Source organism: Acetobacter sp. (genome assembly GCF_047723915.1).
Classification (GTDB): Bacteria; Pseudomonadota; Alphaproteobacteria; order Acetobacterales; family Acetobacteraceae; genus Acetobacter.
Genome location: NZ_JBDOBQ010000007.1, coordinates 1 through 6,544, shown reverse-complemented (window position 1 = coordinate 6,544; position 6,544 = coordinate 1). Strand labels below are relative to the sequence as shown.

Sequence of the window (6,544 nt, the reverse complement as noted above, 5' to 3'; positions counted from 1 at the left end):
GCTCACGGCAAGCACGGCAAGCACGGCAAGCACGGCAAGCACGGCAAGCACGGCAGGCACGGCAAGCACGGCAAGCACGGCAAGCACGGCAAGCACGGCAAGCACGGCAGGCACGGCAAGCACGGCAAGCACGGCAAGCACGGCAAGCACGGCAAGCCACACGTCACCAGTGTGGTGAACGCCAGCGGGGCAGATATCTGGAAAAATGTCGTAAAAGCCCCGCAGGGCTTTTATCGCCGCAATTTAGAGTGCGGCTGTTCCCGTTTCGCGCGTGCGGATACGGATGACACGGTCAAGTTCGCTGACAAAAATTTTGCCATCGCCAATCTTGCCGGTATGGGCGGAATCCAGGATCGCCTCGATCACCTGGTCGACCAGATCGTCGGTTGTGGCGATCTCCACCTTGATCTTGGGCAGAAAGCTGATGCGGTATTCAGCGCCACGATAAATTTCGTTCTGGCCTTTCTGGCGGCCGAATCCCTTAACTTCCGAAACGGTCAGTCCCTGCACACCCAGCGGGGCCAGCGCCTCGCGAACATCACCAAGTTTGAAAGGTTTGATAATGGCGGTAATCAGCTTCATCTAACCTTTGCTCCGTGCCGCAGGTCGTCTCCAAGTCATCCAAACACTGACATATATGCGCAGGCCGCGCTAGGGCTTTATGTCGCGTGCGTATTCACCCATCTGGTTTTTCGGGGCGTGGGGGAGCATATAGAAGCTCTGCACTTTCGCGCCGCGCCGCCCTGGCGGCGGATTACGCGTGATTATGCCAAAGCCGATGAAGGAGCCCGTAACCCATGCACCAGTCCGCCCATAAGACAGGCAACACCATTGCCGCGGGTGAAAGCGCTGCCGACAGACCCATCGCGGATGTGGATGTCTGTATCGTGGGGGCGGGGCCTGTGGGGGCTACGCTGGCCTGCCGTCTGGGCCGGGCCGGGCTGAGTGTGGCGGTGATCGATCGTGCGGCCCTGGCCCCGATGGAACACCCGGACCTGGACGGGCGCGCCTATGCCATAGCAGCAGGCCCCAAGGCGTTTCTGGAGGCGGCGGGCGTATGGGATCACCTGCCTGAACCGGCGTGCCCGATCGAGGATATTCTGGTGACCGATGGCAGGCCGGGAGAGCCCGCGTCCTCGCTGTTTCTGGAATTCACGCGCGAGGACGCGACCCAGCCTTTCGGGTGGATGATCGGCGCGCGTTCCCTGCGCGTGGCCCTGAACGCCTGCCTGGAAACGGTACCCGGTGTGCGGGTTCTTGCCCCGGCCGAGGCCACGGTCACCCGGCAGGCCGATGGCGCGCATGTGCGACTGGCCGATGGCCGCGCTTTTGGCGCACGCCTGATTGTCGCGGCCGATGGCCGTAAAAGCCGCCTGCGCTCGGATGCCGGTATCGGCCTTACCCGCCTGCCTTACGGGCAGACCGCCATTGTCTGCACCATCGCGCATGAATTCCCGCATGATAACAGCGCGCTGGAGCATTTTCTGCCCGCAGGCCCCTTCGCGCAACTGCCCCTGGCCGGAACGGCGGAGCACCCGTATCTGTCCGCCATTGTGTGGAGCGACAGGGACGGTCTGGCGCAGCGTTTTGCCGCCCTGCCCGATGACGTGTTCGCCCGCCAGCTTGAACGGCGCATGGGCACCGGCCGGCTGGGCCGGGTCACGCCTGTGGGGCGGCGCTGGACCTATCCGCTCTCCGCGCAATATGCCCAGAACTATACAGCCCAGCGCATGGTGCTGGTGGGGGATGCGGCCCACGGTATCCACCCCATTGCCGGGCAGGGGTTGAATCTGGGCTACCGGGATATCATTCATCTGGCGGCACTCCTGATCGAGGCCCATGAACAGGGGCACGATATGGGGGCGCCAGCCCTGCTGGCCCGCTATCAGGCCGCGTGCCGGCCGGCCAATATGCTCATGCTGGCCGCGACCGACGCGCTGGACAGGCTGTTCAGTAACGATAATCCGGTTCTGCGTCTGGCCAGGGATATCGGTATAGCTGGCGTGCACCGCATTCCCGCCCTGCGCAGGGCCTTTGTCAAACACGCCATGGGGTTATGAGAACGGAGAGCAGCATGCGCGATGAAGGCACCCCCGCCGTAATGGCGAACCAGTTCGATGCCAGCAGCACGCTTTGCGCGCCGCAGCTTGGCGCTTTGTGGCAGCAGATGACGGAGCAGGCCTGCTCCTGCAACGACCCGCTGGTGCGCGGGCTGCTGGCAACAGGCGTGCGCAGCCATTCCGACTTCGCGTCCGCCCTGGCGGCGTTGCTGGGGCGCAAGCTGGGTGACAGGTCGGTGGCCGCAGCAGCCCTTGGCGAACTGGTGCAGGAAGGGTTCGATGCCGCGCCCGATATTGTCTGCGCCGCCGCGGCCGATCTGCTGGCCATTCGCGAACGTGACCCTGCCTGCCCGGATTTTGTTACGCCGTTCCTGTTTTTCAAAGGCTATCAGGCGGTGCAGACCTACCGCGTGGCGCACTGGCTGTGGCACGAGGGGCGCAGGCATCTGGCGCTGCACCTGCAAAGTCGGGCGTCAGAACTGTTCGGGGTGGATATTCATCCCGCCGCCCATCTGGGTCGGCGTATCCTGTTCGACCATGGCAGCGGCATTGTCGTGGGGGAAACCTCGGTGATCGAGGACGATGTTTCCATCCTGCAGAACGTCACACTCGGTGGCACGGGCAAGCATAGCGGGGACCGCCACCCCAAGGTGCGCCGGGGCGTGCTGATCGGCGCGGGCGCGAAGGTGCTGGGCAATATCGAGATCGGAGAAGGTGCCAAGATCGGCGCGGGCTCCATTGTTCTCGAACCTGTCCCTCCTTTTACGACGGTGGTGGGCAACCCGGCCCGCAAGGTCGGCACGCGCCATGTCGGCAGCATGCCCGCCCTGAACATGGACCAGACCCTGCCCCCTATCGATTATATCATCTGAAAAACAGGCCCTTCGCCGTGGGGCGGCGGGGGCGGCATTGTCTACAGACCGCAAAACAAGCCGTTTCCGCTTCGGCGCAGGCCCCGTCGATTAACTGGCGGGGCCTGCGTTGCCCTGGGTTTCCGCCGACCAGAGCAGGATACGGCGGGTCATGTAGGGATCGGCCCCCAGTGTGCGCAGGCGCGGCAGAGCGGCCTGTGCCTGTGCCCGCCGGGCCGGGTTGGCCTCTACCAGCACGACCTGTGCCGGTGTCAGGCCCAGCTCCATACAGATGTCGTGCAGGCTGTCCTGCACCGGGGTCTGGTCGATACGGAGACAGGCGAAGTCTTCCGGGGTGATGAAGGCGGGTGTAACCATGCGTCCCCACGCGCGGTGTGCCGTTTCAAAATCGCCCTGTGCGCAGATGGCAACGGCAATGCCCCGTGCCCTGAGAATGCGAATGCTCTCCCACAGGCCCATGGGCCATCCGTCCTGGCGTGGTGTGGTGCCGCCCTGCGCTGTCATGTCGGCCATGCCCCGCCATAATGTGTGGTCGAGGCCGAACACCACGGCGCGGACCGGGTCGGTTTTTTTTATGGTGCGCAGCATCCATGCCATCTGGTGGAACAGACACCGCACCAGGCTGGCGCGTCGGGGGGCATACCCCGTCTCGATCGCGGGTGTTACGCCGCAGTCGTCCCAGTCCTGAAAAAGGGCTCCGTTATGGCTGTGGAAATATACCGTATCGTCCTGCACATACCGCTTGCCGATGACCCCTGCCACGCTGTCCAGGTCCAGCAGTCTGGCCTGCGGGCAGTATGTCAGACGCTGTGCCAGATACGTGTTCAGGCTGCGGATGATATCGGCCAGGTCCATGGACGGGTACCCCATGGCAGGGCCACCTGCCGGTATGCTTCGCATCTGGGGCACCATGAAATTCGTGACCAGCACCGGTACCTCCGCCGCTGTCGCATAGGCCAGCAGATGCGCCATCATGGTGTCGAGCCGGAGCTTGGCCTGCGCCAGCGTTATGGCGGCAAAGCCGGGGTTGTTGAAGTGTTCGGCCCAGATGACCCCGTCTTCCAGCACTGCGCGCAAGGGCGGCTGGATATAGATGATGTCGTATTCGGCCAGCATGGCAGGGGGGGCAGGGGGCAGGGGGTTGGAGAATTCATATTCGATATAATCGGACTGGCTGCCGGGCAGAGCCGTGCCGCATTGTTCGTGGCAGAGTGCTGCAAGGCTGGCCCCGATGAACAGCACCCTGTCTATGATCGTGGGGCTGATCTCCAGTGCTGTGGGGAAAAGAAATTCAGCATCCGACAGGCCGGGTTCTTCCTGGGGCGGGTGAGTTTCCTCCAGTACAAAAAGCGTGCCCTGTGTGGCGTGTTCCAGAACAAAGGCCAGCCGTCCGTCATTGCGCGCTTCGCGCCGCACCGTGCGCCAGGACAGCACGCCACTGTCTGACAGGATCAGGATCTGGTGGTTCTCGATCCGCCAGAAACATGCCTGCGCCTGTGTGTAGCCGGTAATGCGGCCACTGGGGCAGAGCACGAGCGTTCGCGTCAGGGGGGCCGACTCCTGCGGGCCGAATGTCCATACCCTGTCTGTAACAGGCGGGGTAATGCGGATGGGCGCACCACGGAATGTTTTTGTTTCAAGCATGATCCGGCCCGGCTGGAGCATAGGCAGCCCCGAAGGCTGAATGCGCATTTTATGAGCCGAGTCTTTGCAATTCGATAATATTGGCGGTGTTTACATACAAAAAACGGCCGCGAGCCCGGGGGCCTGCGACCGTTTTATGGAAAGGAGAGGCTGAAAAAACAGCCTCTCCCTTACTGCTGTCATGGAGGGGAGTGGATCAGAAATCCATACCGCCCATGCCACCCATGCCGCCCATGTCAGGGCCACCAGCGGGTGCGGCTTTCTTTTCGGGGCGTTCAGCCACCATGGCTTCGGTCGTGACCAGCAGGCCAGCGACGGATGCTGCGTCCTGCAGGGCCGTACGCACAACCTTGGCCGGGTCGATAATACCGGCTTCGACCAGGTTCTTGTATTCGCCAGCCTGTGCGTCAAAGCCGAAGTTGTAGTCTTCGGTTTCCAGCACCTTGTTGGCGACCACGGCGCCGTCTTCACCCGCGTTCAGGGCGATCTGACGCAGCGGAGCCTGAAGCGCGCGGCGGATGATGTCGCCACCGACGCGCTGGTCGTCATTGTGGTAGTGCAGGTGGGCCAGAGCCTTGGTCGCGCGGGCCAGAGCCGTGCCGCCACCGGGGACAATGCCTTCTTCAACGGCTGCGCGGGTTGCGTGCAGAGCGTCGTCAACGCGGTCCTTGCGTTCCTTGACTTCCACTTCCGTGGAACCACCGACGCGGATCACGGCCACGCCGCCAGCCAGCTTCGCCAGACGTTCCTGCAGCTTTTCACGGTCGTAGTCGGAGGAGGTTTCCTCGATCTGCGCACGGATCTGCTTCACGCGGCCCTTGATGTCGTCGGGGTTGCCGGCGCCATCGACAATGGTGGTGTTTTCCTTGTCGATCTGAACCTTCTTGGCTGTGCCAAGCATGGTCAGCGTCACGGTTTCCAGCTTGATGCCCAGATCTTCGCTGATAACCTGGCCACCGGTCAGGATCGCGATGTCTTCCAGCATGGCCTTGCGACGGTCGCCGAAGCCAGGAGCCTTCACGGCGGCAATCTTCAGGCCACCACGCAGCTTGTTGACAACCAGGGTCGCCAGCGCTTCACCATCGACATCTTCAGCGATGATCAGCAGCGGACGGCCGGACTGCACAACGGCTTCAAGCAGCGGCAGGATCGGCTGGAGAGAAGACAGCTTCTTTTCGTGGATCAGGATGTAGGGGTTTTCCAGATCCGCCGTCATCTTTTCCGGGTTCGTGACGAAATACGGAGAGATGTAGCCACGGTCGAACTGCATGCCTTCGACAACGTCCAGCTCGGTCTGGAAGTGCTTGGCTTCCTCAACCGTGATGACGCCTTCGGAGCCGACTTTCTGCATGGCTTCGGAGATCATCTTGCCAATTTCGGATTCACCGTTGGCGGAGATGGTGCCGACCTGGGCGGTTTCCGCCGGGGTGGTCACTTTCTTGGCGTTCTTCTTCAGTTCCTCGACAACCACGGCGACAGCCTTGTCGATCCCGCGCTTGAGGTCCATCGGGTTCATGCCGGCGGCAACGGCTTTCATGCCTTCACGCACGATGGCCTGGGCCAGCACGGTGGCGGTGGTGGTGCCGTCACCCGCGACGTCGTTGGTCTTGGACGCCACTTCGCGCAGCATCTGCGCGCCCATGTTTTCGAACTTGTCAGCCAGTTCGATTTCCTTGGCGACAGACACACCGTCCTTGGTGATGCGCGGTGCGCCGAAGCTCTTGTCCAGAACCACGTTACGGCCCTTGGGACCCAGCGTTACCTTGACGGCATCGGCCAGAATATCGACGCCGCGCAGCATACGCTGACGTGCGTCACCACCAAACTTTACGTCCTTGGCAGCCATTGAATTTCTCCTGTGAAGATCGTTCTGAAAAGGGAGTGCGGATCAGCGCGGATCAGGCGGAAATAACGCCCAGAATGTCGCTTTCCTTCATGATCAGCAGCTCTTCGCCGTCGATCTTCACT

At 62.4% G+C, this 6,544-nt stretch carries 5 protein-coding genes; 2 read left to right on the top strand and 3 right to left on the bottom strand.

Translation table 11 applies throughout. The annotated features are described in order from the left end of the window. Nucleotides 1-243: 243 nt before the first annotated feature. On the bottom strand, nucleotides 244-582 hold the full coding sequence (locus ABF990_RS05840) for a P-II family nitrogen regulator (RefSeq protein ID WP_207846647.1): 339 nt from the start codon (nucleotides 580-582) through the stop codon (nucleotides 244-246). Between the two features lie 215 nt (nucleotides 583-797). Here ABF990_RS05840 and ABF990_RS05835 point away from each other — a divergent pair, with 215 nt between their 5' ends. Both ABF990_RS05835 and cysE read left to right on the top strand, forming a co-directional pair. Next, nucleotides 798-2,060 carry a UbiH/UbiF/VisC/COQ6 family ubiquinone biosynthesis hydroxylase gene (locus ABF990_RS05835; protein ID WP_415492225.1) on the top strand — a complete coding sequence of 421 codons (1,263 nt, stop codon included), beginning with the start codon at nucleotides 798-800 and terminating at the stop codon, nucleotides 2,058-2,060. Between the two features lie 41 nt (nucleotides 2,061-2,101). Continuing rightward, nucleotides 2,102-2,932, top strand: a complete 831-nt coding sequence (gene cysE, locus ABF990_RS05830; protein ID WP_415501019.1) for a serine O-acetyltransferase — start codon at nucleotides 2,102-2,104, stop codon at nucleotides 2,930-2,932. Nucleotides 2,933-3,022: 90 nt separating this feature from the next. Here the strand turns inward: cysE and ABF990_RS05825 are convergent, their stop codons facing one another. Both ABF990_RS05825 and groL read right to left on the bottom strand, forming a co-directional pair. Then, on the bottom strand, nucleotides 3,023-4,624 hold the full coding sequence (locus ABF990_RS05825) for a hypothetical protein (protein WP_415501018.1): 1,602 nt from the start codon (nucleotides 4,622-4,624) through the stop codon (nucleotides 3,023-3,025). Between the two features lie 148 nt (nucleotides 4,625-4,772). Beyond that, a complete protein-coding gene (gene groL, locus ABF990_RS05820; RefSeq protein WP_415492478.1) occupies nucleotides 4,773-6,422 on the bottom strand; it encodes a chaperonin GroEL in 1,650 nt (549 codons plus the stop codon). Between the last annotated feature and the right edge of the window lie 122 nt (nucleotides 6,423-6,544).

What these genes read in the sequence shown, in the direction of transcription:
- ABF990_RS05840 (WP_207846647.1), bottom strand. Translation starts at nt 582, where the DNA reads ATGAAGCTGATTACCGCCATTATCAAACCTTTCAAACTTGGTGATGTT.
- ABF990_RS05835 (WP_415492225.1), top strand. Translation starts at nt 798, where the DNA reads ATGCACCAGTCCGCCCATAAGACAGGCAACACCATTGCCGCGGGTGAA.
- cysE (WP_415501019.1), top strand. Translation starts at nt 2,102, where the DNA reads ATGGCGAACCAGTTCGATGCCAGCAGCACGCTTTGCGCGCCGCAGCTT.
- ABF990_RS05825 (WP_415501018.1), bottom strand. Translation starts at nt 4,624, where the DNA reads ATGCGCATTCAGCCTTCGGGGCTGCCTATGCTCCAGCCGGGCCGGATC.
- groL (WP_415492478.1), bottom strand. Translation starts at nt 6,422, where the DNA reads ATGGCTGCCAAGGACGTAAAGTTTGGTGGTGACGCACGTCAGCGTATG.